Here is a 25,685-nt window from a genome sequence, read left to right on the forward strand (position 1 = left end):
ACGTGCTGGACTACGACAAGGAAGCCGACGCGTACGACGTGACCCGGGGCGGTGAACCCCGGGCCGCCGCGGCCGCCGACGCAGTCCTCGGCCTCGTCCCGGAGCGCGCCCGCGCCCTGCTGGACATCGCCTGCGGCACCGGGATCGTGACGCGGCGCCTCGCGGCCGGACGCCCGGGGCTGCGGGTGACGGCAGCCGACGCGGCGCACGGCATGGCGCGGCGGGCGGCGGCGCGGATGGCGGGTGCCGTCGTCCGGGCCGACTCCCGTCAACTTCCCTTCGGGGACGGCTCGTTCGATGCCGTCTCGGTCATCTGGCTGCTGCACCTGCTGGACGACGCGGCCCCCGTCGTCGCCGAGGCCGCCCGCGTCCTGCGCCCCGGCGGCGTCCTTGTCACCACCGTCGACAAGAACGCCGCCCACCACGTGGGCAGCGACATCGACGCCCTGGCCGCGCCGTACCGCGGGCAGCGCGCCACGGACGAGACCTCGCTCGTCACGGCGTACGCCGCCGAACACGGCCTGCTCCCCAGCGGTACGGCCCGTTTCCGGGGCCACGGCCAGGGACGGATCCCACGCCGCCTGGCCCGCCACGTCCGGGACGGCGAGATCTACGCGGCGGGCGGCACCGCGCTCGCCGAGCGCATCGAGGCGCTGCCGGACCCGGACGCACCGCGCCCGGACCCCGAGTTCACGCTACGGGCGTTCCGGAAGGCCGCGTGAAGTCCATGACCCAGTTGGTCACCCACGTCCTCTCCCCGTCCACGGAGAACGCCTGCTCCCAGCGGGCCGTGGTCGCCGAGATCCCCGACCACACGAACCGCACCCGCACCTCCTTCCCGTCGTGGGTGTCGTCCCCGTGGAACTCACCCCGCCCGTCGGGCCCGAACCGCCCGATCACCGGCGGGAACAGCTTGCCGCTGCGGCTGGACGACCAGTTCAGCGACCACTCGCCCGCCGCGGGGTCGAAGAGCCGCAGGGTCAGCCCCTTCCAGCCCTGACTCGGTACGTCCAGCTCGTCGACGTTCGCGGCCCCGTCGAACAGGCTCCAGCAGCGGCTCGTGGCCCCGAACTCCTCCCAGCCGCTGCCGGCGTCGAGGAAGTCGGTCAGCCGGCGGTGGTGGACGTCCCACTCGCCGTGGAAGAAGTCGAAGTCGTGCGGGGTGCTCATGTGCGGTCTCCAGTCGTGCCCTCGAGGAGGGAGTCGGCGAGGTAGGCGTCGAGGTCGGGGGTGTCCGGCGCGAGCATGTGCCGCACCCAGGCGTCGCGTTCGTGCAGGATCGGCGGGAGCTCCCAGACGCACCCGATCCACGGCAGGCTGGGTGTGATGAAGTGCGTCGGGTCGCGGTCGGGGCAGCCGAGTACCGGCTGGCCCGCCGACGCTCCCCGGAAGTGCAGGACGTTGTCCCAGACCCAGCTGTAGGCGTTGAGGTACGCGCCGTCGTCGCCACCCCGGTGCAGCACGACGAAGGTCGCCGGCGGCGTGCCGTCCGGCTCGGGGAGCAGCTTCGGCAGCATCGCGTACGCCGCCCGCTCCACGGCGGGCGCGATGCCCGCCGCGTCGGCGGTGACGTGGTAACGCTTGATCCGCCGTCCCGCCACCTCGATCGGCGGCGGCACGGTCAGGAGTTTCTCCGTGAAGGCCATGAGGGGAAGCTAGGCGGACTCCCCTGACACCTTCTGTCAGCGAAGTCCGTCGGATCTGGGATTCTGGTGAGGTGAAATCCGCGCGGCTCGTCTCGGTCCTCCTGCTCCTCCAGACCCGCGGCCGTATGACCGCCGCCCAGCTCGCCGAGGAGCTGGAGGTCTCGGTGCGCACGGTCTACCGGGACGTCGAGGCGCTGAGCGCGGCCGGCGTCCCGCTGTACGGCGACGCGGGCCACGCGGGCGGCTACCGCCTCCTGGACGGCTACCGCACCCGCCTCACCGGCCTCACCACCGACGAGGCCGAGGCCCTCTTCCTCGCGGGCGTCCCCGGCCCCGCCGCCGAGCTGGGCCTCGGCTCGGTCCTCGCCGCCGCCCAGCTGAAGGTGCGCGCGGCCCTCCCGAGCGAGCTGCGCGAGCACGCCGACCGGATCAGCGGCCGCTTCCACCTGGACGCGCCCGGCTGGTACGCGGACGCCGACGAGACCCCGTACCTGCCCGCCGTCGCCGATACCGTCTGGAACCGCCGCGTCCTGCACATCCGGTACCGCCGCTGGCGTGAGCCCACCGACGTGGAGCGCCGCCTGGAACCGTACGGCCTGGTCCTGAAGGCGGGCCGCTGGTACGTCGTCGCGGGGCCGGGGCCGCGTACGTTCCGCGTCGACCAGATCCTCGAACTCACCGCCTCCGAGGAGGAGTTCGACCGTCCCGAGGACTTCGACCTCGCCGCGTTCTGGTCCGCGTACCAGAGGGACTTCCACGAGCGGCTGCACCGCGCGGAGGCGGTCGTCCGGCTGGCGCCGGGAGTACCGGCAGCACGACTGAGCGGCCCCGCCGCGCATGCGGTGGCGGTCAACGGACGTACGGACAAGGACGGTTGGACGCGCGCCACCATCCCCATCGAGTCCGTGGACCACGCCCATCACGACTTCCTCCGCCTGGGCACGGACATCGAGGTCCTCGAACCGGCCGAGCTGCGGGAGCGGATCGCCGCGACGGTGGCGGAGCTGGCGGCGCGGTACGCGTGACGCCAGGTCCGCCAGGTCCGCCGGTCAGATGGTGAAGTGCAGGGCGCGGTGCAGGAAGTCCAGTTTCTCGTCCGCCCAGCCGAGCACGCCGAGAGTCGAAGTGAGGTTCCCCGGTGGGCGGTTGATGAGCGTGTCGTGCCGGATGAGGCGTCCGAAGTCCACGAGAACCGGGTCGGGGCGCGGAGTGGAGCTGTGGGGCGGGAAGAACTCGACCCTCGCCCGCCGCATGACGTTGATCAGTTCCTGGGCGAGGATGCCGTACCCGACGGTCGTGGGGTGGACGCCGTCCAGGGAGAACAGGCCCCCGTTCGTGCGGCGCGTCCCGTCACTCGCGAGGAAGCGGCTGTTGGGAACCGGGGTGAGCGCGGCCAGCTCCGGGGGCATCGGGTAGGGCTGCCACCAGTCGGGGCGGGCCTGCGGATCCTCGATGTACCGGCGCGAGCCGAGCCGGTCGAGAAGGCCCGCGGTGTCCAGCAGATACCAGTCCTTGCCGCCGTCACGGGCGCCGCGGACCTCCGCGGTGATCGCGTAGTTGTACTGGTCGACGGCGCCGTCGACGGCACGCGCCTGCTCGGCGGTCAGGTGGGGGTCCTGGCGGGGGTCGAAGTCGCCGTCGCTGATCCACGGGCGCGTGTAGTACGGGAAGTAGGCCGATCCGGGTGCGGTCTTTCCGGCGACACCTCGGGCGATGGGCGCGATCGTTACATGCGGGACGGTGCACCAGATCACGTGCCGCGCCTTGATCTCGCTCACCTCCAGGGCCACTTGGCGCAGCTCGGCGGCGAAGTGCTCGGGCCTCCAGACGGTGAAGGCGCCCTTGCGCTGCGGGTCGTCGTAGCCGTCGTCGCTCCACACCACCCGCAGATCCACCACCGAGCGCAGCGCGTTGTTGGGGCCGAGGAACACGATGAGTGTCTCGATGCCGTGCGCCGGGTCCGTCGCGCCGACCTCGTCGCCGAGCCGGGCGGCCGCGTCCAGCTGGCTCAGGTTCGCCGCCTCCGGCGGCTCGGTCGGCAGCACGCGCAGCGCGGCGCGGTCGTCGGCGTGCTCCACCATCTGGTGGACCAGGTTGTCCTTGGGGGTGGAGATCCGCTTGCGGCACACGTCGGCCGACCGGTCCAGCGCGTCCCGCAGATCCCAGCCGAAGACCGCGAGGTTGTGGTTGACGGCGGTGGTACTGGGCACGGCGGTACCCGCTCCGCGCTCCCAGTAGTCCTCCACCTTGTCCATGAACCGGCGGGCGTGGAACAGCGCGGGCGCCGTCTCCCACCAGTCCAGGTCCCGGCCGTAGCGCGCCTCCAGGTCGCGCAGGAACAGCTCCAGATTGAACGGGAGCCCTCCGAACCCGTTGTAGGAGGGGTATCGGAAGTGCTCGCTCCACCCCAGTTCGTGGGCGATGATCGCGGGATACGCGACATCGGTGTGGAAGACCGCCGCGCTCTGGAATCCCTGGGTGAGTGAATCGCCGACGGCGACCAGCCGGTGGCGGGGCCGTCCGGTCCAGCCCGGATCGACCTGGATTCCCAGGGTGGGGTCCGTGACCGGCACCCGTGGAATCGGCCCGTGCGTGACTACGTTCTCGCCGTTCTCGCTCATGGTTCCCCCTAGGCCTGTACGAGTGCTGTACCGGAGAGCGCGGCGGAGCGGCACGGGGCGGGAAAACAATTACGTCCGAAAATAGGTTGGTTGAGGTGGGGAACCACAACTCGTTGGTGCTACCCGGCAACTCCCTTGAGAACAGCGGCAACTGAGGGAACAGAATCCGTCTGTCCTCTCAGGAGGTACCCACCGTGCAGCACCCGCACAGGCAGCACCGCAGACGCGCGATCGGCTCGGCGCTGGCGGCCACCGCGGCACTCATCGCCGCCGGACTCACCGCCCTCGGCACCGGTTCGGCCGAGGCGGCCACCGCCCGTCAGGTCGAGGCCCTCGACCGGGGCGTCGTCAGCGTCCACACCGACAGCGGCAACCTGGTCAGCTGGCGCTGGCTCGGCACCGATCCGAACGACGTGTCGTTCAACGTCTACCGCGCCGGGACGAAGGTCAACTCGACCCCCATCACCGGCTCGACGAACTACTTCCACTCCGGCGCGCCCGCCCAGGCCGACTACACGGTCCGCGCGATCGTGGGCGGCGTCGAGCAGGCCGACTCGGTGCACGCCATCCAGTTCCGTACGGGCTACAAGGACGTGCCCATCACCCCGCCCGCGGGCGGCACCACCCCCGACGGAGTCGCGTACACCTACGAGGCCAACGACGCCTCCGTCGGCGACCTCGACGGCGACGGCCAGCTCGACTTCGTCCTCAAGTGGCAGCCCACCAACGCCAAGGACAACTCCCAGTCCGGCTACACCGGCGACACGATCATCGACGGCATCAAGCTAGACGGCACCCGCCTGTGGCGCCTCGACCTGGGCAGGAACATCCGCTCAGGGGCGCACTACACCCAGTTCCAGGTGTACGACTACGACGGCGACGGCAAGGCCGAGGTCGCCATGAAGACGGCCGACGGGACGACGGACGGCCAGGGCACGGTCATCGGCAGCGCCTCCGCCGACTACCGGAATTCGAGCGGATACGTCCTCTCCGGACCCGAGTACCTGACCATGTTCAACGGTCAGACGGGCGCCGCCATGGGCACCGTCGACTACGTCCCGGCGCGCGGCACGGTCTCCTCCTGGGGCGACTCGTACGGCAACCGCGTCGACCGTTTCCTCGCCGGAACCGCCTACCTGGACGGAGCCCGGCCGTCCCTGATCATGGCGCGCGGCTACTACACCCGTACCGTCATCGCCGCCTGGGACTGGCGCAACGGCGCGTTCACCCGGCGCTGGACCTTCGACACCAACTCCTCGACCAACAGCGGCAAGGGGTACGACGGCCAGGGCAACCACCAGCTGTCGGTCGCGGACGTCGACGGGGACGGCAAGGACGAGATCGTGTACGGCTCGATGGCCGTGGACGACAACGGCAGCGGCCTGTGGACCACCAAGAACGGGCACGGTGACGCCATGCACGTCGGCGACCTCGACCCGTCCCGCGCGGGCCTTGAGGAGTTCAAGGTCGACGAGGACTCCTCGAAGCCGGCGTCGTGGATGGCGGACGCGAAGACCGGCGCGATCCTGTGGTCCACGGCGGCCAACGGCGACAACGGCCGGGGCGTGGCCGGGGACATCTGGGCGGGCAGCGCCGGGGCCGAGTCCTGGTCCTCGCACGCCGACGGCGTACGCGATCCCCAGGGAAACGTGGTGGCGAGCCGCAAGCCCGGGAGCACCAACTTCCTGTCCTGGTGGGACGGCGACACGGTCCGTGAACTCCTCGACGACACCCACATCGACAAGTACGGCACCTCCGCGGACACCCGCCTGCTGACCGGCGCGTCCGTCCACTCCAACAACAGCACCAAGGCCACCCCGTCGCTCTCCGGCGACCTCTTCGGCGACTGGCGCGAGGAGGTCGTCTGGCCGACGACCGACAACACGGCGCTGCGGATCTACTCCACGCCGTACGAGACGACCACGAAGATCACGACCCTGCTGCACGACACCCAGTACCGCACGGCGCTGGCCTGGCAAAACACTGCGTACAACCAGCCCCCGCACCCGAGCTTCTTCATCGGTGACGGGATGGCGACGGCACCGCGCCCGAGCGTCTACACCCCGTGAACGACGGTGGGTGCGTGCCCCCGCCGGGGCACGCACCCACCACCGGGTCAGACGACCGTGCAGGTCTGATCGCCCAGCTTGAAGCTGGTCGGCTTGCTGTTGGTGCCGGACCAGCTCCCCGTGAACCCGAAGCTCACCGACGATCCCGCCGCCACGTTCGCGTTCCAGCTGAGGTTCTTCGCCGTCACCGCGGCGCCGGTCTGCGTGTAGTCGGCATTCCACAACTGGGTGATCTTCTGGCCGTCCGGGAAGGTCCAGCCGAGTGACCAGCCGCTCCAGGCGCTGGATCCTGTGTTGGCGAGCGCCACATCCGCCTGGAAGCCGCCCGACCACTGATTCGTGATCTTGTACGTCACCGAGCAGGCGCCCGTCGGCGTCGGTGTCGGATCGGTGCCGCCCCCGCCACTGCTGTCGGAGCTGTCGCCGTAGATGATCCCGCGCCCGTTGGTCGCGATGTACACCCGCCCGTAGACCCGCGGGTCACCGGTGATCGCCGCGCCCGTCCAGCCCCACTGGTGGGCGTCGTCGTTGATGCGGGTCCAGCTCGCGCCCTTGTCGGTGGAGCGGAAGATGCCGCGTACGCCGCCGATCTTTGCGCTGGTGTAGAGCGTCTGGTACGAGGCTCCCGTCGCCGCCTTGCCGAAGCCGATGGTGTCGGCCTGGTCGACGTTCGACAGTTTGGTGAAGCTCGCGCCGCCGTCCGTCGAGTGCCACAGCCCGTACGCGCCGTCGCTCGCGCCGCCCGCCAGCCACACATCGCCCTTCGTGCCGGGCAGTGCCTTGAAGCGCACACTGTCACCGCTGGGCAGGCCGGTGGCGGCGGACGTCGTGAAGGTCGCGCCGCCGTCCGAACTGACGTAGAACTTCCCGGACTTGAAGCCGTAGAAGGTCTTCGGGTCGACCCGGTCCGACTCCACGATCGCCCCGGACGGGATACCACTGGACGCCGACCACGACGTACCGAACCCGGTCGTGTACTGCACCCCGGTGCCGGCCGGACTCCACACGAAGCGGCTGCCGTCCGAGGCCGCGGCGACCGTTCCGCCGCCGGTGACGCCCGAAGGGTCGGTGCCCGCGAACCAGTTGGCGCCGTTGTCCGTCGAGAAACCGATGTGCGGACCCGAGTCGAGGTTGCCGACCCGTACCACCGTGTTCGGGCTGGTCTCGGCGTAGTCGAGGCTCGTCGTGCTGGTGAGGTTCGGCGAGGTGTACATCATCGACGGCACCTTGGTGAGGTCCGTGTGCCGGAAGCCGCCGATGTCACCGAGCGCGCTGAGCAGCGGGGCGCCCGACGGGGGAGAGGCGAGGTCGTTGACGGCCGTCTCCTCCAGGCCCTGGACCATGGGCTTGATGGTGAACTGGCTTCCGCTGTCCCAGTTGGTGAGGTTCTCGGTGCCGAAGACCGTCGCGCCCGTCCCGTACATCATCCGGGCGGAGTTGAACGGATCGATCTCCAGCCCCTCGGTCATCCAGCCGAGTTTGGGCGTCTGCTCGGGAAGCGAGGGGTTCGCGCCGAACGTCAGCCAGGGCACGGACGACACGTCCATCGTGTAGCGGTTCGAACGGTTCGGGTACGAGGTGTAGTCCCAGGCCTTCGTCCAGGTACCGCCGCTGTCCGTGGACCGGAAGATCTGCGTGTCCGGCCACCACGAGCTGTACGCCGTCGCCATCACCGTGCCCGGATGCTGCCGGTCCACGGTCAGCCCGCTGAAGCCGTAGTAGGTGTCGGCCTCCGCGACCGGGCTGATGTTCGTCCAGGTGCCCGTCTTCGTCGCGTACCGCCACAACTGGCCCTTGCCACCGTCGTACGGGCCGCCCTTGTCGCTGTAGGCGAGATAGAGATAGCCGTTGGTGGCGTCGAGGACACCCTTGTGGGCGAGATAGCCGGTGGGCTGCCCCGCGAGCCGGGACCAGGTCGCGCCCCCGTCCGTCGAGCGGTAGACCGCGTTGTCCTTGTCGGCGACCCCGACGTAGACGGTCTGCGTCGCGCTCCCGGACGTACCCGTCGACTCGTCGAAGGTCACCCAGACGATGCCCTGGTTGTCGGAGGCGTAGCCGCTGGTGTCGGTCGAATCCTGTACGTAGTTACCGACGTTGGGGAAGTTCGTAACCTGCGACCAGCTCGCGCCCGAGTCCGTCGAACGCCACAGACCCTTGCCGCTGGGCGCGCCGAGATACAGCACGCTGTTCTTGTTGGGGTCCACGGCCAGCCGCTCGCCCATGCCACGCCCCGGCATGTTGCCGCCCAGCTTGAAGGGCAGGTCCGCCTTCTGCCAGCTCGCGCCCCGGTCGGAGGACCGGAGCACGGCGCCGTTCGTCGGATCCCAGCTGTTGGTGTACGTGCCGACCGCCGCGTACACCTTGTTCGGGTCGACGGAGTCCGAGGCCAGGCTCACGACGCCGGTGTGGCCCCAGTCGGCGAAGCCGACCGAGTCGAGCAGCGGTGTCCAGGTCTTGCTCGCCTCCACCCAGCGATAGGCACCGCCGATGTCCGTGCGGGCATACGCGAGGTTCTTCTCGGAACGGTTGAAGACGATGCCGGGGACGAAGCCGCCTCCGTCGATCCGCGCGTTGTTCCAGGTGTACGTGTCGGCGGCGAGGGTCGTCGTCGCCTTGGGGGTGCTCGCCGCCAGGGCGGGCGGGGTGCCGGCCAGCAGACCGGCGGCCAGCGCGAGCACGGCCGTGAGGATGCGGGTTCTTCGCACGGTGGGGGTCCTCTCTGAAGGAGGGCATGAGGACCGGGCGGCCCCCAGTGCGAGTGGGGACCGCCCGGCCGGTCGGCCTCGTCGTCAGGTGACGAGGCCAAGCACGCGGAGCCTTCAAGCGGTTCCGATGAAGCGCGGCGAGCTACCGCGCCCCTATAAGGGGCGCGGGGAACTGCGCGGCCAGCCACAGCCGGCCGGCAGTGTCCATACCGCCCTTCCCGCGGAGCGCTTGGCGGGGACTATTCGAGAAGCTCCGCGTACGAGCCCATGGCGAGGGCTATGTCCGCCTGGGCCCAGAACCGGTGGTACGTGAAGGAGGGCGCGGCCCCGCCCGCCAGATAGCTCTCGATCTTCGACCAGGCCGGGTCGTTCTTGTAGAAGGACCGGAGCGAGGTGAAGGTCGAGGAGGAGTTGACCGCGTCGCCGTTCGGCATCGTGCCGGTCCAGCCGCTCGGCACGTACACGCTGTCGTCGAAGCGGTTGTAGTCGGCGCGGGTCTCCGGGACGGCGATACCGAGGCTGTCCTGGTAGTTGCCCCACATGCCGTCGAGCAGTGCCTTCGCCGTCGTCTTCGCCTGGGCGTTGCCGGACTTGGCGGCGTAGTACGACAGGGTCTTCGCGTACGCGGCCGCCACGCCGACGTCGTTCGTGTAGTCGGCGACGGTCACGTGAAGTCCGCTGTTGGCACCGGGACTTGACGCGTTCCAGGTGTCGGGCGCGCCGGACCACTGGAGGGTGGAGGGGATCTGGTAGGTGCCGTCCGGGTTGATCGTGGTCTTGGACAGCGCCCAGGAGACCCACTTGTCGAGGACCGCCTTCGCGCTCGCGTTCCCCGTCTGCTGGTAGTACTCGGCGACCCGCTCCATGGACCACGCCTGGAAGCCGAACCACTGGTTGGACGGCGGGTCGTGGTACACCGGCTGCTGGTCGTAGTACATGCCGTAGAAGGTCGGCGTACCGGTGGGCGGCGTCGCGTAACGGCCCGCCCAGCTGTTGGTGGCACCGCCCGCGATGGCGCCCTCGTCCGACTGGAGCCAGCGGTAGAATTCCAGCTGCCGGGTGAGGGAGGTTCCCCAGTCCGCCGCCCCTGTCGAGGACTTGGGCTTCAGATCGGCGTTCGTGCTGAGCGCGTACGCCGCCAGGGGGTTCTGGTAGCCGCCGTGGACATGGCTGGAACCGATGCGCCAGGCCCAGCCCGCCGAGGTGTCGTTGGCGCCGCCCCAGGCGTAGTACCAGGAGAGCAGATAGGAGGAGGCGTCCTTGCCGGTGCCGGCCGCGCAGGTCGACGGGCCGACGCAGTTGCCTATTTTCTTGAAGTACTTGTCGTACATGGAGTAGCGCAGATAGTCGCCCATCTTCGCCGCCTTGCCGACGGTCGTCGACACGTCACTGCCCTTGCCCTGGGCCTTGGCCCAGACGTCGGCCCAGTACGCGGCCTGCACGGCCCGCGCGTCGGCGTCGGGAGCGTCGGTGTACTTCCACTGCTTGGCGTACGAGGAGTCCCCGGTGAAGAGGTCCAAGTACCCGTTCGTTCCGCCGTACTTGAAGGAGTCACAGGTCGGCTGCGGAACCGTCTCCCACACCGACTCCTGCGCACCGCGCTGGAAGGTGTTGATGTAGGAGGGGCCGGTGTCGGTCGGACCCGCCTCGCACTTGCCCGGGGAGTTGCCGTACCCATACGTGTTGTCGACGTCCTGGAGCCAGTGCATGCCGTACACGTCGTCCGTGCCGTACGCGCTCTTCAGCTCACCCGCGATCGGGTCCGAGCCGACGGAGACGCTCGTGTCGAGCTTCGCCGGGTATTCGTTCGGAGTGTCCAGCTCCGGCGCGTAGGTCGCGGGCTTCGAGGCGTTGTAGAAGGAGTTCGTCGGCTGGTCGGCGTGGGTGGGGATCATGTACGTCTCCATGGTCGTCCACGCGGCGTTGAACTTCGACCAGTCGCCGGTGACCTTCCCGTACATCGCCTGGAGCCAGATCAGATAGCTGTACGCCTCCGACGTCGTCTCATGACCCTGGTCGGGCGCCTCGACGATCAGTGTCTCCACCGAGTGGTAGGGGATGCCCTCGGGGGAGAAGTAGCCGTTCGCCGGGTTGGTGATCTTGCCGTAGAGGTCCAGGAAACGGGCGTCGTACGCCTTCGACGCGGCCAGCTCCGTCACGGTGACCGTGGCCTTGGTGAAACCGGTCGCTGAGGCGGTGAAGGTCGCTGATCCGGTGCCGGAGGCGTCGGCGGTGATGGTCACCGTCTGCGCCGTGTTCCAGTTGGACGGGGTGAAGGTGAGCGAGGAGCCGCCCGTGACGGACAGACCCGTGTTGCCGTCCGTGCGAGCGGTCGACACCGTCACGTTTGCCGAAGGCTGCGTCGACAGCTTCAGGTCGAAGGTCCCCGTCTTGCCCTGCTGGACGCCGAGTTGGGTCGGCGAGGCCACCACGGCGGGACCCGAGGCGACCGTGATGCCGACCGGTGTGGAGGCCGCGGACGCGCCCAGGCTGTCGTACGCCTTCGCCACCAGTGAATGACTGCCCACGGTCAAGCTGTTGACCGAGAGCGTGTACGGGGAGCTGGTGTCCGTGCCCAGCAGTGTCGTGTCGTCGTAGAACTCGATCTTGCTGATGGTCGCGCTGTCGGCGGCGGCGGCCGTCGCGGCCAGCGGGATCGCGTCGCCCTGCGTGTAGACCGCGCCCGCGGCGGGGCTGGTCAGCACGGTGACCGGCGGCTGGTGCGCGCCGGTGCAGGTGGTGCCGTTGACCGCGAAGGACGCCGGCGCGGTATTGGTGCCGCTGTACGTGAACTGGCCGCCGGCGGTGACGGCGGCCCCGGCGGCGATCGTCCCGTTCCAGGCCGCGTTCTTCACGGTGACCGTCTTGCCGGACTGGGACCAGGTGCCGTTCCAGCCGTTGGTGAGGGTCTGGTTGCCCGTGTAGTCGTACGTCAGGGTCCAGCCGCTGATGGCGTCCGTACCGCGGTTGGTGATCGTGACGTCGGTGGTGAAGCCGGAGCCCCAGTCATTGGTCTTGTAGTCGACGCTGCACTGAACTGTCGCTGCCTGTGCGGGAGTTGAACCGGTTGCCAGTGTCGCTAGGGGGAGCGCGAGGGCCGCCACGACAGCGGTCCACAGCCGCCGCACGGTGCGGCGGTGTCTCCTTCTGGGGCTGGGGTGCATGTGCTGGTTCCTCCTTGCGGCTCGGAACAATGGGGGGAGGAGCAACAAGCCTTGAACCAGTGGGAGCGCTCCCATATTGGAGAGGGGGGTGTGAGGGGTCAAGGTGCTTGAAGAGTCGAAATGATTCGATTGATCAACAGTGCAACACCTCTGTCCTTTACTGACGCTTGGCGCTAACTTCATCCGCACCAGTGGGAGCGGTTCCATCAGTCGACGCGTCCGTCACGACGCGCCCGAGCTGTAAGGACTCGCTCATGCGACACCCTCCGCGTTTAGGACTTTTAGTGGTCGGCGCCGCGGTCGCCCTCGTGGGCACCGCGATCGCGCCGGTCGTCACGGCTTCAGGGGCCACACCCGCGTGCACGGTGGAGTACTCCGTCACCAGCCAGTGGGACACCGGCTTCCAGGGCGCCGTGAAAATCACCAACAACACGGCAGCGGTGAGTAGTTGGAGCCTCACCTTCGATTTCGCCGGCGGCCAGAAGGTCACCCAGGGCTGGAGTGCCAAGTGGTCCCAGTCCGGTACGACCGTGACCGCGGCCAACGAGAGCTGGAACGGCTCGCTGGGCACCGGCGCGAGCGTCAGCGCCGGGTTCCTGGCCTCGTGGTCGGGCAGCAACGCCGTACCGACGGCCTTCAAGCTCAACGGCACGACCTGCAATGTGGATGCCGAGCCGACGCCCACACCGACACCGACACCGACACCGACCGAGCCGCCGGCCACCGGTGAGGCGCCGAAGCTGCATGTCTCGGGCAACAAGCTGGTGGACGCGACCGGTGCCACGCGCCGGATGCTCGGCGTCAACCGCTCCGGCGGCGAGTTCATGTGCGTCCAGGGCTACGGCATCTTCGACGGCCCGGTCGACGACGCCTCCGTCAAGGCGATCGCCGACTGGAAGGCCAACACGGTCCGCATTCCGCTGAACGAGGAGTGCTGGCTGGGCCTGTCCAACATCAAGGCCGAGTACGGCGGCGCCAACTACATCGCCGCCATCAAGGACCTGGTGGCCAAGGTCGAGGCGCACGGCATGACGCCGCTCGTCGAACTGCACTGGTCGTACGGCCAGTACACCGGCAACTCCTCGGGCTGCTCCGATGTGCACGCCACCTGTCAGAAGCCGATGCCGGACGCCCAGTACACCCCGTCCTTCTGGGCCTCGGTCGCCAGCACCTTCAAGGACGACCCGGCCGTCGCGTTCGACCTGTTCAACGAGCCCTACCCGGACCGCGCGACCTCCACGACCACCCAGGCGTGGGAGTGCTGGCGGGACGGCGGCACCTGCCCCGGCATCTCCTACGAGGTCGCCGGAATGCAGGACCTGGTCGACGCGGTACGCGGCACCGGCGCCAAGAACCTGATCCTGGCCGGCGGGCTCGCGTACTCCAACGACCTGAGCCAGTGGCTGACGTACAAGCCCAGTGATCCGACGGGCAATCTCGTCGCCGCGTACCACGTCTACAACTTCAACACCTGCGCCAGTGAGAGCTGCTGGAACTCGACGCTCGCCCCGGTGGCCGCTCAAGTGCCGCTCGTGGCGGGGGAGATCGGCGAGAACACCTGCTCCCACTCCTTCGTCGACACCGTCATGAAGTGGTTCGACGACCGGGGGCTCTCCTACCTCGGCTGGACCTGGAACACCTGGGACTGTTCCTCAGGTCCTTCCCTGATCTCCAACTACGACGGAACGCCCACCGCGTATGGCATCGGGCTGCGCGATCACCTGCGCGCCCTCAACGGATAGGACACCCGCACCCATGAGCCGTACCAGAACAGCGTTACTCGCGAGCCTGATCCTCCTCGGCGGCGCGACGACCACCGGCACCGCTGCCGCCGCCGTCGCGCCGGACGCCTCGATCGCCGCCATCCCCTGCACCGTCGACTACAAGGTGCAGAACCAGTGGGACACCGGCTTCACCGCCGCCGTCACGGTCACCAACAACAGCGCCGCCAAGTCCTCCTGGGCGGTGAAGTGGTCGTACGCCGGAAACCAGAAGGTCACCCAGGGGTGGAACGCGAAGATCAGCCAGAGCGGCACGGACGTCACCGCGGCCAACGAGACCTACAACGGAACGCTGGCGACCGGCGGTTCGGTCAGCTTCGGGTTCAACGCCTCGTACAGCGGCACCAACGCACTGCCGACCACCTTCACCCTCGACGGGGTGACCTGCAACGTCGATGACGGAAGCGGCGGGGGAGGCGGGGGCGGCACCGATCCGTCCGGCAAGGTCGACAACCCGTACGCCGGGGCCAAGGTGTATGTGAACCCCGAGTGGTCCGCGAAGGCCGCCGCCGAGACCGGGGGCAGCCGGATCTCCAGCCAGCCCACCGGTGTCTGGCTCGACCGGATCGCCGCGATCAACGGGACGAGCACCAGCATGGGTCTGCGTGCCCACCTCGACGCGGCGCTGGCGCAGAAGGGCAGCAACGAAGAGGTCGTCCAGCTCGTCGTGTACGACCTGCCCGGACGTGACTGCGCGGCCCTGGCCTCCAACGGGGAGCTCGGCCCGACGGAGATCGACAAGTACAAGACGCAGTTCATCGACCCGATCGCCGCGATCCTCGCCGACTCGAAGTACGCGAGTCTGCGCATCGTCACGACCATCGAGATCGACTCGCTGCCGAACCTCGTCACCAACACGGGCAGCCGCGCCACCGCCACGGCCGCGTGCGACACGATGCTCGCCAACGGCAACTACGTGAAGGGCGTCGGCTACGCGCTCGCCAAGCTGGGCGCGATCCCCAACGTCTACAACTACATCGACGCCGGACACCACGGCTGGCTCGGCTGGGACGACAACTTCGCCCCCTCGGCCACCCTGTTCAAGCAGGCCGCCACGGCCGAGGGCGCCACGGTCGACGACGTGCACGGCTTCATCACCAACACGGCCAACTACAGCGCGCTGAAGGAGAACAACTTCACCATCAACGACACCGTGAACGGCACGTCCGTCCGCCAGTCCAAGTGGGTCGACTGGAACCGCTACGTCGACGAGCTGTCGTACGCCCAGGCCTTCCGCACCCAGCTCGTCTCGGTCGGCTTCAACTCCGGCATCGGCATGCTGATCGACACCTCCCGCAACGGCTGGGGCGGCACCGCGCGGCCCACCGGTCCCGGCGCGACGACCAGCGTCGACACCTACGTCGACGGCGGCCGCTACGACCGCCGTATCCACGTCGGCAACTGGTGCAACCAGTCCGGTGCCGGTCTCGGCGAACGCCCGCAGGCCGCTCCGGCGACCGGCATCGACGCCTACGTGTGGATGAAGCCCCCGGGGGAGTCCGACGGCTCCAGCTCGGCGATCGCCAACGACGAGGGCAAGGGCTTCGACCGGATGTGCGACCCGACGTACACGGGCAACGCCCGCAACGGCAACAGCATGTCGGGTGCCCTGCCGAACGCCCCGCTGTCCGGGCACTGGTTCTCCGCCCAGTTCCAGCAGCTGATGACGAACGCGTACCCGCCGCTGTAAACCGGCTGATCCACCGGGCGACCGGTTGACCGGGCGATCCGCCGGGGTCAGGCCTCCTGGGCCAGACCCCGGCGGATCGCGAACTCCACCGCCGAGTAGTCGCCGTCGGCCCGCTCCAGTTCGTACGGCACGGGCGCGTGCAGCGGCGGCTGCGCCATGAAACGCGGCCGGGTCCCGTGGTGCGGCTGCGCCGCGTGCACCAGGAAGGGGTGACACAGGTATACGTCGCCGGGGCGGCCGGTGGCTTGCGTGAGAGGGCGGTGCGCGGACGCCTCGACCAGCTTCGGCGCGAGGTCGAGGCCCGACACGCCCTCCTCGCCGTACGGCTCCAGCAGCGACGGTACGTCCAGATGGGAGCCGACCCTGATGCGGGTCGGGGCGTCCCGCTCGCCGACCTCGCTGAAGAGGAAGAGCATCAGCAGGGCGCGGCCCTTCGACCTGAGGTTCGTGAAGTACCAGCTCTCGCCCTCGGGCAGATAACTTCCCTCGATGTGCCAGCCGGCGTCGTCCGGCTCCTCCTCGTGCGGGAAACGCAGGGGAAAACTGCCCAGCGAGTAGCGCGGCTCCCAGCGGCCCTCGCCCAGCAGCAGGTCGAACGCCTCATGCAGGGCAGGTGAGTTGGCGGCGGCCGCGAAGGGGCCCTGCGCCATGCCGGAGACCCAGCGCACGGGCTCGGCCCAGGTCGTGGGGTCGGCCGGATCGTAGCCCGTCTCCTGCCACAGCAGCCGGGCGCAGTCCTCGGCGACGCGTGGCGGGAAGGCGCCCTCGATCTTCACGAACCCGTCCTCCAGGAAGCGCTCCACCATCACGTCGTCCATGGGGTCATGCTCGGTGAGCGGCCCGCGCGGGCGCATCCGAATTTCCGCGCGACCGGCTCGTGTGCACGTGCGGTTCTGGCTGCCGCCCCTTTTGCTGTTTACGCAACACGACTGGCCGTTTCCGGGAGTGGCGGAGCACGCTGGCGGCATACCGAACGAGAGGCTTGCCGCCATGGGACAGCACCACGATCACACCGGGCACGACCGGCCCGGGCACGATCACGCCGGGCACGACCACACCGACATGGACTTCGCCGCGATGCTTCCCCTGCTGGTGCGGGAGGCCGAGCTGTACACCCCGGCGTACCGGGAAGCGGCGGCCTGGCTGCGGGAGCAGCAGCCCGAGCCGGGGCTGATCGTGGACGCGGGCAGCGGCCCGGGCGTCATCTCCTGTCTCCTCGCCGCCACGTTCCCGGGAGCACGGGTCGTCGCCGTGGACGGTGCGGGACCGCTCCTGGAGGAGGCCCGGGCCCGCGCGGACCGGCTCGGCCACGGTGACCGCTTCAGCACGCTGGAGGCCGAACTCGCCGACGGACTTGGCGAGTTGGAGTACCCGGCCGACCTGCTGTGGGCCAGCAGGTCGCTGCACCACGTCGGCGACCAGCGCGCCGCCCTCGCCGGCTTCGCGCGGGGTCTCGCGCCCGGCGGCACCCTCGCCCTGCTGGAGGGCGGCCTGCCCACCCGCTTCCTCCCGCGCGACATCGGCATCGGCAGGCCCGGCCTGCAGGCCCGTATCGACGCGGTCCATGAGGAGTGGTTCACCCGGATGCGGGCCTCGCTGCCGGGAGCCGCGGCGGAGATCGAGGACTGGCCCGCGCTGCTCTCCTCGGCGGGACTGCGGCACACCGGCACCCGTACCTTCCTCTCCGACCTCCCCGCCCCGCTCTCCGACGAGGCCCGCGCCTTTGTCGTCACCTCCCTCACCCGCCGACGCGAAGGCCTCGCCGAGGGCCTCGACCCGGACGACCTCGCCACCCTCGACCGCCTCCTCGACCCGGACGACAAGGCGAGCGTCCACCACCGCCCGGACGTGTTCGTCCTCACGGCGCACACGGTGTACACGGCGACCCGCACCGACTAGCAACGTCCGGCCCCGGCGAACGGACGCGGGCACCTCGGTGCCGTAGAGCGTGTGCCGGTACCTGCCCTCGGTTCCCTACCGCGCCACATGCGGTACTTGACTTCGAGAACGCTCCAAGTGATCTACTCCGGGCGTTCATCGCAGACTCAATGGGGGTAACCATGACCGACTCTCCAGTCGCGCTCATCACCGGAGGCGGCAGCGGTATCGGCGCCGCGGTCGCACGGCAACTGCTCGACGCCGGGCACCGGGTGACCGTGACCGGCCGGGGGGAGGAGCGACTGCGCGCCTTCGCCGAGGAACTCGGGCGTCCCGAAGGCCTGTTGACGATCGTGGGGAACGCAGCCGAGTACGACCACGTCCAGGCGGCGGTCCAGGCGACGCTCAAGGAGTTCGGGCGACTGGACACCGTCGTCGCCAACGCCGGCTTCGCCACCCACGACACCGTCGCGGAGGGCGACCCCGCGGGGTGGTCCGAGATGGTGCTGACCAACGTGCTCGGTCCCGCGCTGCTCATCAGGGCCTCCATCGACGCGCTGAAGGAGACCCGCGGACGTATCGTGCTGGTCGGCAGCGTTGCCGGGCATGTGCACGGGCCCGGCAACATCTACGGCGCGACCAAGTGGGCCGTGACCGGACTCGCCGAGAACACCCGACGCCAGGTCACCGAGTTCGGAGTCGGCGTGACCCTGATCTCCCCCGGCCGCGTGGAGACCCCGTTCTGGGACAGCTACGGCAGCCTGCCCCCCGGCCATCTCCTCACCGCCGACCAGCTAGCCCACTCGATCGTCTGGGCGATCGGCCAGCCGACGGGCGTCGACGTGAACGCCGTGGTCGTACGCCCGATCGGCCAGCCGGTCTGACGCGCCTGGTCAGGAGCGCCCCGTAAGGGGCGCGGGGCGGTGACATTATGCGGCTCCGCCGCGTGGGCGCGACCAGCCACGACGAGCCCGCAGCCAAGAAACAACCCAAACCGCGCCCGTCAGTTGTTCTGAAGGAACTGCTTCGCCAGAGAGTCCCCCAACGACACAGCCGCACTGTGACTCTCGATGGGCGACACCTGCGAGTTCTTGAACAGGATGTACGTCACCCCGGAGTCGGCCCCACCCGTCTCCGGGTCCGGGTCAATGCCCAGCGCCTTCGCGGTGGCGTACGAGGCCTCACCAATGATCTTCGTAGGCCCGGTGTCACCCACCACCGCGTACTCGACCTTCCCGTTGTAGATGACAGCGACCACACCACCGCCCTTGATCCCGGCGCTCGTGTACTTCCAGATACTGCTGCTGCTCGGCACCACGACATACGGCAGCGCCTCGGCGCGCAGCGCCTTCCCGTCGGACTGATGGAACGCGGTGTCGTCCTGGAACCATGGGTCGGTGTCGCCATTGCACTTGCTGGTGACCTGACCGTCGCAGTCGATGTCCATGTCGGCCTTCCAGAACACCGCACCGTTCTTGCCGCACACGGGGACGGTGGCCGACGTCTCGTCGTCGGTCTTGTACTTGCCGTTCGAGATCTGTGAACAGGACGTCACCTTGGCGAGCAGATCGGCCGCGCTGACCGAACCCTCCTGTGCCGAACGGGGGTTGACGCTGCCCGAGGCGTTGGCGGCCGGGAGCGCCGCGGTGGCGAGGAGCGCGGCGCCGGCGGCCGCGGCGAGGGTCAGTGTTCGAGTGCGCACTGTGGGGGACCCTTCTGTTAGGAAACTTTCCTTACCGGGTTGCCGTACAAGGTGGACCCCTTTGCATGACCTCGTCAAGCCCCCGGTGTGAACTGCGACGTTCGGAGCCGATTGCGGCCGTTCCCTCGCGGGAGAAGACTGGCTGTATCGAACATTCCGGGTCATCGCCCGGCTTCTGGGAGGCGAAGAGCCATGTTCGTACGGACTGTGTACGTGACCGGCGATCCCGCGAAGATCGACACGGCCATCAAGTCATTGAACACGCAGGGCCGGGACCTGCTCGAGGATCGCCCGGGGTACCGCGGATCCGGCGTCTTCGTGGACCGGGTGCTCGGCAAACTCTTCGTGGCGAGCTGGTGGGAGTCCGAGGAGGCCAGGCAGAGCAGTGACGAGGTGCTGCGCGAGCGGCGTGCGTCGCTCCTGGAGCCCTTCGCGGCGACCCTGGCGGTCGAGAACTACGAGGCGGTGGTCTTCCATCCGGTCCGGCAGCCGCAGGCGGCGGGCGGGCTGCGAGTCAGTAGGCTGGAGTTCGACCCCGCGGACGCGGATCTTCTCGCCGACACCTTCCGGGCCTCGGTGGTCCCCATGCTGGAGAGCCTTCCGGGGCTGGCCAGGACGTCTCTGCTCGTCGACCGGGAGCGGGGGCGTGGCCTGGTCGGCACCCTGTTCATCGACCGGGAATCCCTGGCCGCGTCCCGCGGAGCCACGTCGGCGGCCCGGCACGAGGGCGCGGCCAAGGCGCATGTGACCGTGACCGGACTGGAGGAGTTCGAGGTCGTCTTCGCGGAAGTGCGGGGCGACTGAGGCCCGCCGTAGGCGACTGACGCCTGCCGTGAGTGAGCCGGCCGACCGCGGACCGGTTCCCGTACGCGTACGCCCCGCCGCGAGATCTCGTGCGGCGGGGCGGACGCGTACGGGTGCGGGGCTCAGCCCATGTCGAACGTCGCCGGGTCCGGACCCAGACGACGGTCCTCGTTGAGCGCCGTGAGCGCCGCGAGGTCCTCGGTGTCCAGGGAGAAGTCGAAGACCTCGATGTTCTCCTTGATCCGGGACGGGGTCACGGACTTGGGGATCACCACGTTGCCCAGCTGGATGTGCCAGCGGAGCACGATCTGCGCCGGGGTGCGGCCGTGCTTCTGGGCGATGGCGATGATCGCCGGGACCTCCAGGAGGCCCCGGCCCTGGCCGAGCGGCGACCAGGCCTCGGTGGCGATGCCCTGCTCCGCGTGGTACTCACGCGCGGCGTGCTGCTGGAGATGCGGGTGCAGCTCGATCTGGTTGACGGCCGGGATGACCGACGTCGCGTCGATCAGCTTCTCCAGGTGCTCGGGATAGAAGTTCGAGACACCGATGGCCTTGGCGCGGCCGTCCGCGTAGATCTTCTCGAAGGCCTTGAACGTGTCGATGTACTTGCCCCGGGACGGGAGCGGCCAGTGGATCAGATACAGGTCGATGTACTCCAGGCCGAGCTTCTCCAGGGACGTGTCGAAGGCGCGCAGCGTCGCGTCGTACCCCTGGTCGCTGTTCCAGAGCTTGGTGGTGACGAAGAGATCCTTGCGGGCGATGCCCGAGGCGGCGACGGCCTTGCCGGTGCCCTCTTCGTTGCCGTAGATCGCCGCTGTGTCGATGCTGCGGTACCCGGCCTCCAGCGCGGTGGCGACCGCCCGCTCCGCCTCGTCGTCCGGCACCTGCCAGACGCCGTAGCCCAGCTGCGGCATCTCGACGCCGTTGTTCAGGATGATCGGGGGGACCTTGCTCACGAGCTCTCGATCCTTCAGTCGTCGGGTGGTACTCCCATGGTCAACGATCACGGGCCGTGATGCATTCCTGACAGCGCTTCCCACGGCCCGCATCGCAGATTGGCCGGAAATGGATCCGACCAATCTCGGTCCGGACCATTGACCGGGTCGCGTCATCCCGCAACTCTGGATCGCGGCACCGAACGCATCGATGAACGCGGTGCACGCATGTGAACACCAGCACCTGTCTGGGCTCCACACCCCCCACCCATCAGGAAAGCAGGTACGCACACATGAACGAAAAGGCTTCTGAAGCCCGACATTTGGAACTGGCGATTCGGGAAACATCGGAGGAAAGCCTCTGGGAGACCCCCGGGTATCTCGTCATCGAGACCGCCCTCGAGGTCACCGCGTACGCCCTCGGCGACCGCTAGCCCCACGGTGGTCGAACCGTGACCGCGACAACCGTGCGCGACGACGGTGCCGCGGCCCCTTGGCGGACCCCCGAGTTCACCGAGCGGCTGCGCGCCGTCGCCGAGGAGCGTTACCACGACCGGCATCCCTTCAACATCCGTATGCACCAAGGCGAGTTGACGCCCGACGAGCTGCGCCGCTGGATCGCCAACCGCTTCCACTACCAGCGCCACATCCCCGTCAAGGACGCCCTGATCCTCGCCAAGCTCGACGAGCCCGCGCTGCGCCGCGCCTGGCTGCGCAGGATCCAGGACCACGACGGAACGGCCGACGGCGAGGGCGGCATCGAACGCTGGCTGCGGCTCGGCGAGGCGGCCGGTCTCGACCGCCCGACACTGTGGGACGCGTCCCGGGTGCTGCCCGGCGTGCGGTTCGCGGTCGAGGGTTACGTCACCTTCTGCCGCCTGCGCCCGGCCCTGGACGCGGTCGCCGCCTCGCTCACCGAGCTCTCGGCCCCCGGGCTGATGCGCACAAGGATCGCCGCCTTCGAACGGCACTACCCCTGGATCGACGCCGACGGGCTCGCGTACTTCCGGGCCCGCATCGGTCAAGGTGGCCGCGACAGCGAGGAGGCCCTCGCGCTCGTCCAGGCCTGGGCCCGCACCAGGCGGCAGCAGGAGCGGGCGGTGGCAGCGCTGGCGTTCAAGTGCGAGGTGCTGTGGGCCTTGCTGGACGCGGTGGACCAGGGCGACCGGGTGAACTCGGGCGGCGGAGTGGACCAGGGTGCCGGACTGGCCCCGGGCGCCGGAGTGGCCCCGGTCGCCGAAGTGACCCCGGGCCGCGGGCCGCGCGACCCGGCCGGCGGGCCATGACCTGGCATCCCTCCCTCGCCCGTTCCGTGATGTTCCGTCACGACCACGTCAGAGACGCCGACTTGCTCCTCCTCCCCGAGCGAGTCGTCGTCCTGCGCGGCGCCGCGGGCAGCATCGTGCGGCTCTGCGACGGCAGTCGTGAGGTGTACGAGATCGTCGCCGAGCTGGGCGAACGGTTCCCCAGCGCGCCCGTCGCCGACGAAGTCCCCGCATTCCTCTCCACGTTGCGAAAGGAGGGCTGGCTCCAGTGACCGTGGCTCCCCCCTGGGCCCTGCTCGCCGAACTCACCCACGGCTGTCCGTTGCGCTGCGCCTATTGCTCCAACCCCGTCGAACTGATCAGTCGGTCAAGAGAGCTGAACACCGGACAATGGGTCGATGTGCTGCGCCAGGCCGCTGACCTGGGCGTCGTCCAAACCCATCTGTCCGGCGGCGAACCGCTGCTCAGACGCGATCTCGCACCGATCGTCGAGGCCGCCGCCACCGCGGGCCTCTACACCCAGCTCGTCACCAGTGGCGTGGGCCTGCACGAGCGGCGGCTCGCGGAACTGCGGGACGCCGGACTGCGCTGTGTCCAGCTCTCCGTGCAGCACGCCGACCCCCTCGCCTCCGAACACATCGCGGGCGCCCGCTCGTTCGCCGCCAAGGAGCGCGCCGCCCGGCTGGTGCACGCCGCCGGGCTCCCGCTCGGCCTGAACGTCGTGCTCCACCGCGCCGACATCGACGCCCTCGACGACCTGATCGACCTCGGCCTCGACTGGGGTGCCGAGCGGATCGAGCTCGCCAACACCCAGTTCTACGGCTGGGCGTTACGCAACCGGTCGGCCCTGCTGCCGACCCGCGCGCAGGTCGAACGGGCCCGTGCCACGGTGGCCCGCCGCCGCGAACAGCTCGCCGGAGCTCTGGAGTTGATCTGGGTCGCCCCCGACTACCTCGACGGCACCGCGAAACCGTGCATGGGCGGCTGGGGAGCCGTCTCCCTCACCGTCGCCCCGGACGGCACCGTCCTCCCGTGCCCGGCAGCGGCGACCCTGCCCGGCCTCGACCCGCCGAACGTGCAAGAACACCAACTCGGCTGGATATGGCGTGAGTCGAAGGCCTTCAACGCCTACCGCGGCGAGGACTGGATGCGCGACCCCTGCCGCACCTGCGCCCTGCGCGCCACCGACTTCGGCGGCTGCCGCTGCCAGGCGTACGCGCTCACCGGCGACGCCACCCGCACCGACCCGGCCTGTCGCCACGCCCCCGGCCACCACCTCGTCCGCACGCTCGTCGACGAGGGCCCCCGTGCGACCTCTGCCTACGCCTATCGAGAGGGAGGATCATGAGACGACGACCGCGCGCGGTGCTACTGGCAGGCGCGCTCGCCACCGCCGGCCTGCTGACGGTGTCCGCGACCGTGCCGCAGGAGGCCGCCACCGGCCCTCAGCCGGTCTCCGCCACCGCCCGGTTCCCGGCCGCCGGCACCCAACAATCCCCGGCCGCCGGCACCGGTCGGTCCCCGGTCGCGGCGCCCGACTGGTCGGTCGCCCTGGTCGACTCGACCATGGCCCGCTACACGCCCAGCACCATCGGCGGCTGGTCGTACCCGGTGGGCCTCTATCTCTACGGCCAGTACCTCACGTACCAGCGCACGCACGACGCCCGCTACCTCACCTACATCAAGAGCTATGTCGACCGCTTCGTGAAGAGCGACGGCACCATCAGCCAGAGCTTCAACAGCCTCGACAGCATGCAGGCCGGGCGGCTGCTGACGATTCTGCACCACGAGACGGGCCAGGACCGCTACCGCAAGGCGGCGAAGAAGATCCGCGACAGGCTCACCACCTATCCGCGCACGGCCGACGGCGGCTTCTGGCACGCCGACACCAGCAGCCGCGCCCATCAACTCTGGGCGGACGGCGTCTACATGGTGAACCCGTTCCTCGTCGAATACGGCAAGGAGTTCGGGGACGCGACATACGCCGACGACGAGGCGGCCAGGCAGCTGTACGTCTACGGCAGCCATCTCCAGGTCACGAGCGGCCTGTTGAAGCACGCGTACGACGAGTCGAAGACGGCGAGCTGGGCCGATCCGCAGACGGGCCTCGCGCCCGAGCACTGGTGCCGGGCGGTCGGCTGGTACGCGATGGCGATCGTCAACGTGCTGGACGCGATCCCCGCCGGCCAGCCACGTCGGCCGCAACTGGTCGGCATCCTGCGGAAGTTGGCGACCGGTCTGGAGAAGTACCAGGACCCGGCCACCGGGCGCTGGTTCCAGGTGATCGACAAGGGCGGCAGGAGCGACAACTGGACCGAGACGTCCTGCTCCAGCATGTTCACCTACGCCCTCTCGCGCGGTGTCCAGCAGGGCTACCTCGACGCGCACTACGCCACGGTCGCCCAGCGCGGCTACGAAGGCGTCCTCGCCAGGATCTCCACCGGCTCCGACGGCCGCACCAACCTCACCGACATCTCCATCGGCACGAACGTCGGCGACTACGCGTACTACATCGCCCGCACCCGGGCCACGAACGACTTCCACGGCCTCGGCGCCTTTCTGATCATGAACGAGCAGCTCGGAGCACACCCCCTCAGCACGCGGAGCACACCCCCACTCAGGACGAGGTGAGTCAGCCATGAGCACATCCAGAAGAGCCCTCTTGGGCGCGGCACTCGGCGGAGCCGCCGTCGGTCTGTCCGCGCCGACCGCGCACGCCGCCTCCTGGCAGCTGAAGTGGTCCCCGTCGGCGAGCGGCGACGGACTCGGCGCCTTCGAGACCATCGAGGACGACCGCGCCGACTCGCATCCCGCCGGTCAGCCGCACATCTACGCCACGGGCAACAACTGGCGCTTCAATATGCACACCGTCGACCGCGACACCTCAACGGACCGGCAGCGTCAGGAAGTCACCGGTCTGCGCACGAGCGGCAGCAGCTATCTGAAGTGGACCGAGGGCCAGACCTGGCGGATCACGTACTCGATGTACATCCCCAGCTCGCTGAAGGCGACGACCACCTTCACCCACATCATGCAGATGAAGCAGCCCGGCAACGGCACATCGCCGATCGTCGTGCAGTCGCTGCGGCGGGTGAACGGTGTGCAGACCATCGAGCTCAAGCTGGCGATCGACGACATCCTCATCGGCCGTACGGACCTGGAGCCACTCCAGAACAAGTGGATCGACGTCGACTTCCAGATCAAGGTCGGCAACGGGTCGGCGGGATCGGTCCGTTGGATCCTCAAGAACGGATCGACCACGGTCATCGACAAGTCGAGGACGGGCGTCGACACCTTCCTCGCCGACCGGGTGCGGCCCAAGTGGGGCATCTACCGCTCCCTCGGTGACACCTCCGGGTCCTTGCAGGACACGTACCTGCTGCTCACCAACCTGCGTGGCTACCAACTGGTCTGAGGAGCCGTCA

Annotated in this window: 22 protein-coding genes; 14 read left to right on the top strand and 8 right to left on the bottom strand. The window is 69.2% G+C overall.

Annotation, left to right across the window (positions count from 1 at the left end; all coding sequences use genetic code 11):
* Positions 1-2 precede the first annotated feature (2 nt).
* Positions 3-722 (top strand): methyltransferase domain-containing protein, encoded by a 720-nt coding sequence (locus OG975_RS39990; protein ID WP_406334447.1) that lies wholly within the window; start codon positions 3-5, stop codon positions 720-722.
* Here the strand turns inward: OG975_RS39990 and OG975_RS39995 are convergent.
* The gene (locus tag OG975_RS39995; protein ID WP_406334449.1) at positions 691-1,170 is read right to left on the bottom strand and encodes a hypothetical protein; all 480 of its coding nucleotides are present in this window, start codon (positions 1,168-1,170) and stop codon (positions 691-693) included. The genes OG975_RS39990 and OG975_RS39995 overlap by 32 nt on opposite strands.
* A complete protein-coding gene (locus OG975_RS40000) occupies positions 1,167-1,646 on the bottom strand; it encodes a hypothetical protein (protein ID WP_406334450.1) in 480 nt (159 codons plus the stop codon). The genes OG975_RS39995 and OG975_RS40000 overlap by 4 nt, the downstream gene beginning before the upstream one ends.
* A gap of 71 nt (positions 1,647-1,717) precedes the next feature.
* Here OG975_RS40000 and OG975_RS40005 point away from each other — a divergent pair, with 71 nt between their 5' ends.
* On the top strand, positions 1,718-2,671 hold the full coding sequence (locus tag OG975_RS40005; RefSeq protein ID WP_406334452.1) for a helix-turn-helix transcriptional regulator: 954 nt from the start codon (positions 1,718-1,720) through the stop codon (positions 2,669-2,671).
* 24 nt (positions 2,672-2,695) lie between these two features.
* Here OG975_RS40005 and OG975_RS40010 read toward each other — a convergent pair whose 3' ends face one another.
* Positions 2,696-4,267: a hypothetical protein gene (locus tag OG975_RS40010; protein ID WP_406334454.1), complete on the bottom strand. Its 1,572-nt coding sequence runs from the start codon at positions 4,265-4,267 to the stop codon at positions 2,696-2,698.
* A gap of 194 nt (positions 4,268-4,461) precedes the next feature.
* On the opposite strand from OG975_RS40010, the gene OG975_RS40015 reads away from it, so the two are divergent.
* Positions 4,462-6,336, top strand: coding sequence for a rhamnogalacturonan lyase (locus OG975_RS40015; protein ID WP_406334455.1), 1,875 nt, complete (start codon positions 4,462-4,464; stop codon positions 6,334-6,336).
* 47 nt (positions 6,337-6,383) lie between these two features.
* On the opposite strand, the gene OG975_RS40020 is transcribed toward OG975_RS40015, so the two are convergent.
* Positions 6,384-9,041, bottom strand: a complete 2,658-nt coding sequence (locus OG975_RS40020) for a cellulose binding domain-containing protein (protein WP_406334456.1) — start codon at positions 9,039-9,041, stop codon at positions 6,384-6,386.
* Between the two features lie 239 nt (positions 9,042-9,280).
* On the bottom strand, positions 9,281-12,205 hold the full coding sequence (locus OG975_RS40025) for a glycoside hydrolase family 48 protein (RefSeq protein ID WP_406334458.1): 2,925 nt from the start codon (positions 12,203-12,205) through the stop codon (positions 9,281-9,283).
* A 254-nt stretch (positions 12,206-12,459) separates the two neighbouring features.
* Here OG975_RS40025 and OG975_RS40030 point away from each other — a divergent pair, with 254 nt between their 5' ends.
* Positions 12,460-13,947, top strand: coding sequence for a cellulose binding domain-containing protein (locus tag OG975_RS40030; RefSeq protein WP_406334459.1), 1,488 nt, complete (start codon positions 12,460-12,462; stop codon positions 13,945-13,947).
* Positions 13,948-13,960: 13 nt separating this feature from the next.
* Positions 13,961-15,676 (top strand): glycoside hydrolase family 6 protein, encoded by a 1,716-nt coding sequence (locus OG975_RS40035; protein ID WP_406334460.1) that lies wholly within the window; start codon positions 13,961-13,963, stop codon positions 15,674-15,676.
* 47 nt (positions 15,677-15,723) lie between these two features.
* On the opposite strand, the gene OG975_RS40040 is transcribed toward OG975_RS40035, so the two are convergent.
* Positions 15,724-16,494: a phytanoyl-CoA dioxygenase family protein gene (locus OG975_RS40040; RefSeq protein WP_406334461.1), complete on the bottom strand. Its 771-nt coding sequence runs from the start codon at positions 16,492-16,494 to the stop codon at positions 15,724-15,726.
* Positions 16,495-16,666: 172 nt separating this feature from the next.
* Between OG975_RS40040 and OG975_RS40045 the strand changes: the two genes are divergently transcribed.
* Both OG975_RS40045 and OG975_RS40050 read left to right on the top strand, forming a co-directional pair.
* Entirely contained in the window at positions 16,667-17,575 is a 909-nt protein-coding gene (locus OG975_RS40045; protein ID WP_406334463.1) for a class I SAM-dependent methyltransferase, read from the top strand.
* Positions 17,576-17,736: 161 nt separating this feature from the next.
* Positions 17,737-18,438: an SDR family oxidoreductase gene (locus tag OG975_RS40050; protein WP_406334464.1), complete on the top strand. Its 702-nt coding sequence runs from the start codon at positions 17,737-17,739 to the stop codon at positions 18,436-18,438.
* Positions 18,439-18,557: 119 nt separating this feature from the next.
* Here OG975_RS40050 and OG975_RS40055 read toward each other — a convergent pair whose 3' ends face one another.
* Positions 18,558-19,256 (bottom strand): glycoside hydrolase family 75 protein, encoded by a 699-nt coding sequence (locus OG975_RS40055; protein ID WP_406334466.1) that lies wholly within the window; start codon positions 19,254-19,256, stop codon positions 18,558-18,560.
* Positions 19,257-19,448: 192 nt separating this feature from the next.
* On the opposite strand from OG975_RS40055, the gene OG975_RS40060 reads away from it, so the two are divergent.
* Positions 19,449-20,060 carry a hypothetical protein gene (locus tag OG975_RS40060; RefSeq protein WP_406334467.1) on the top strand — a complete coding sequence of 204 codons (612 nt, stop codon included), beginning with the start codon at positions 19,449-19,451 and terminating at the stop codon, positions 20,058-20,060.
* Positions 20,061-20,182: 122 nt separating this feature from the next.
* Here the strand turns inward: OG975_RS40060 and OG975_RS40065 are convergent, their stop codons facing one another.
* Positions 20,183-20,974: an aldo/keto reductase gene (locus OG975_RS40065; RefSeq protein WP_406336684.1), complete on the bottom strand. Its 792-nt coding sequence runs from the start codon at positions 20,972-20,974 to the stop codon at positions 20,183-20,185.
* 344 nt (positions 20,975-21,318) lie between these two features.
* Between OG975_RS40065 and pqqA the strand changes: the two genes are divergently transcribed.
* The 6 genes from pqqA to OG975_RS40095 are packed head-to-tail and all read left to right on the top strand — an operon-like array spanning position 21,319 to position 25,675.
* Positions 21,319-21,429: a pyrroloquinoline quinone precursor peptide PqqA gene (pqqA, locus tag OG975_RS40070; RefSeq protein ID WP_406334469.1), complete on the top strand. Its 111-nt coding sequence runs from the start codon at positions 21,319-21,321 to the stop codon at positions 21,427-21,429.
* A gap of 18 nt (positions 21,430-21,447) precedes the next feature.
* A complete protein-coding gene (pqqC, locus tag OG975_RS40075; protein ID WP_406334470.1) occupies positions 21,448-22,281 on the top strand; it encodes a pyrroloquinoline-quinone synthase PqqC in 834 nt (277 codons plus the stop codon).
* Positions 22,278-22,532, top strand: a complete 255-nt coding sequence (pqqD, locus tag OG975_RS40080; protein ID WP_406334471.1) for a pyrroloquinoline quinone biosynthesis peptide chaperone PqqD — start codon at positions 22,278-22,280, stop codon at positions 22,530-22,532. The genes pqqC and pqqD overlap by 4 nt, the downstream gene beginning before the upstream one ends.
* Positions 22,529-23,608, top strand: a complete 1,080-nt coding sequence (pqqE, locus tag OG975_RS40085) for a pyrroloquinoline quinone biosynthesis protein PqqE (protein ID WP_406334472.1) — start codon at positions 22,529-22,531, stop codon at positions 23,606-23,608. The genes pqqD and pqqE overlap by 4 nt, the downstream gene beginning before the upstream one ends.
* A complete protein-coding gene (locus OG975_RS40090; protein WP_406336685.1) occupies positions 23,602-24,891 on the top strand; it encodes a glycoside hydrolase family 105 protein in 1,290 nt (429 codons plus the stop codon). Before pqqE ends, OG975_RS40090 begins: the two co-directional genes overlap by 7 nt.
* Before the next feature lie 7 nt (positions 24,892-24,898).
* Positions 24,899-25,675: a heparin lyase I family protein gene (locus OG975_RS40095; protein WP_406334473.1), complete on the top strand. Its 777-nt coding sequence runs from the start codon at positions 24,899-24,901 to the stop codon at positions 25,673-25,675.
* Positions 25,676-25,685 lie beyond the last annotated feature (10 nt).

This window comes from Streptomyces sp. NBC_00203 (assembly GCF_045206325.1).
GTDB classification, from domain to species: Bacteria; Actinomycetota; Actinomycetes; order Streptomycetales; family Streptomycetaceae; genus Streptomyces; species Streptomyces lutosisoli.

What these genes read in the sequence shown, in the direction of transcription:
- OG975_RS39995 (WP_406334449.1), bottom strand. Translation starts at nt 1,170, where the DNA reads ATGAGCACCCCGCACGACTTCGACTTCTTCCACGGCGAGTGGGACGTC.
- OG975_RS40000 (WP_406334450.1), bottom strand. Translation starts at nt 1,646, where the DNA reads ATGGCCTTCACGGAGAAACTCCTGACCGTGCCGCCGCCGATCGAGGTG.
- OG975_RS40010 (WP_406334454.1), bottom strand. Translation starts at nt 4,267, where the DNA reads ATGAGCGAGAACGGCGAGAACGTAGTCACGCACGGGCCGATTCCACGG.
- OG975_RS40025 (WP_406334458.1), bottom strand. Translation starts at nt 12,205, where the DNA reads ATGCACCCCAGCCCCAGAAGGAGACACCGCCGCACCGTGCGGCGGCTG.
- OG975_RS40030 (WP_406334459.1), top strand. Translation starts at nt 12,460, where the DNA reads ATGCGACACCCTCCGCGTTTAGGACTTTTAGTGGTCGGCGCCGCGGTC.
- OG975_RS40035 (WP_406334460.1), top strand. Translation starts at nt 13,961, where the DNA reads ATGAGCCGTACCAGAACAGCGTTACTCGCGAGCCTGATCCTCCTCGGC.
- OG975_RS40040 (WP_406334461.1), bottom strand. Translation starts at nt 16,494, where the DNA reads ATGGACGACGTGATGGTGGAGCGCTTCCTGGAGGACGGGTTCGTGAAG.
- OG975_RS40045 (WP_406334463.1), top strand. Translation starts at nt 16,667, where the DNA reads ATGGGACAGCACCACGATCACACCGGGCACGACCGGCCCGGGCACGAT.
- OG975_RS40050 (WP_406334464.1), top strand. Translation starts at nt 17,737, where the DNA reads ATGACCGACTCTCCAGTCGCGCTCATCACCGGAGGCGGCAGCGGTATC.
- OG975_RS40060 (WP_406334467.1), top strand. Translation starts at nt 19,449, where the DNA reads ATGTTCGTACGGACTGTGTACGTGACCGGCGATCCCGCGAAGATCGAC.
- OG975_RS40065 (WP_406336684.1), bottom strand. Translation starts at nt 20,974, where the DNA reads ATGCCGCAGCTGGGCTACGGCGTCTGGCAGGTGCCGGACGACGAGGCG.
- pqqD (WP_406334471.1), top strand. Translation starts at nt 22,278, where the DNA reads ATGACCTGGCATCCCTCCCTCGCCCGTTCCGTGATGTTCCGTCACGAC.
- OG975_RS40095 (WP_406334473.1), top strand. Translation starts at nt 24,899, where the DNA reads ATGAGCACATCCAGAAGAGCCCTCTTGGGCGCGGCACTCGGCGGAGCC.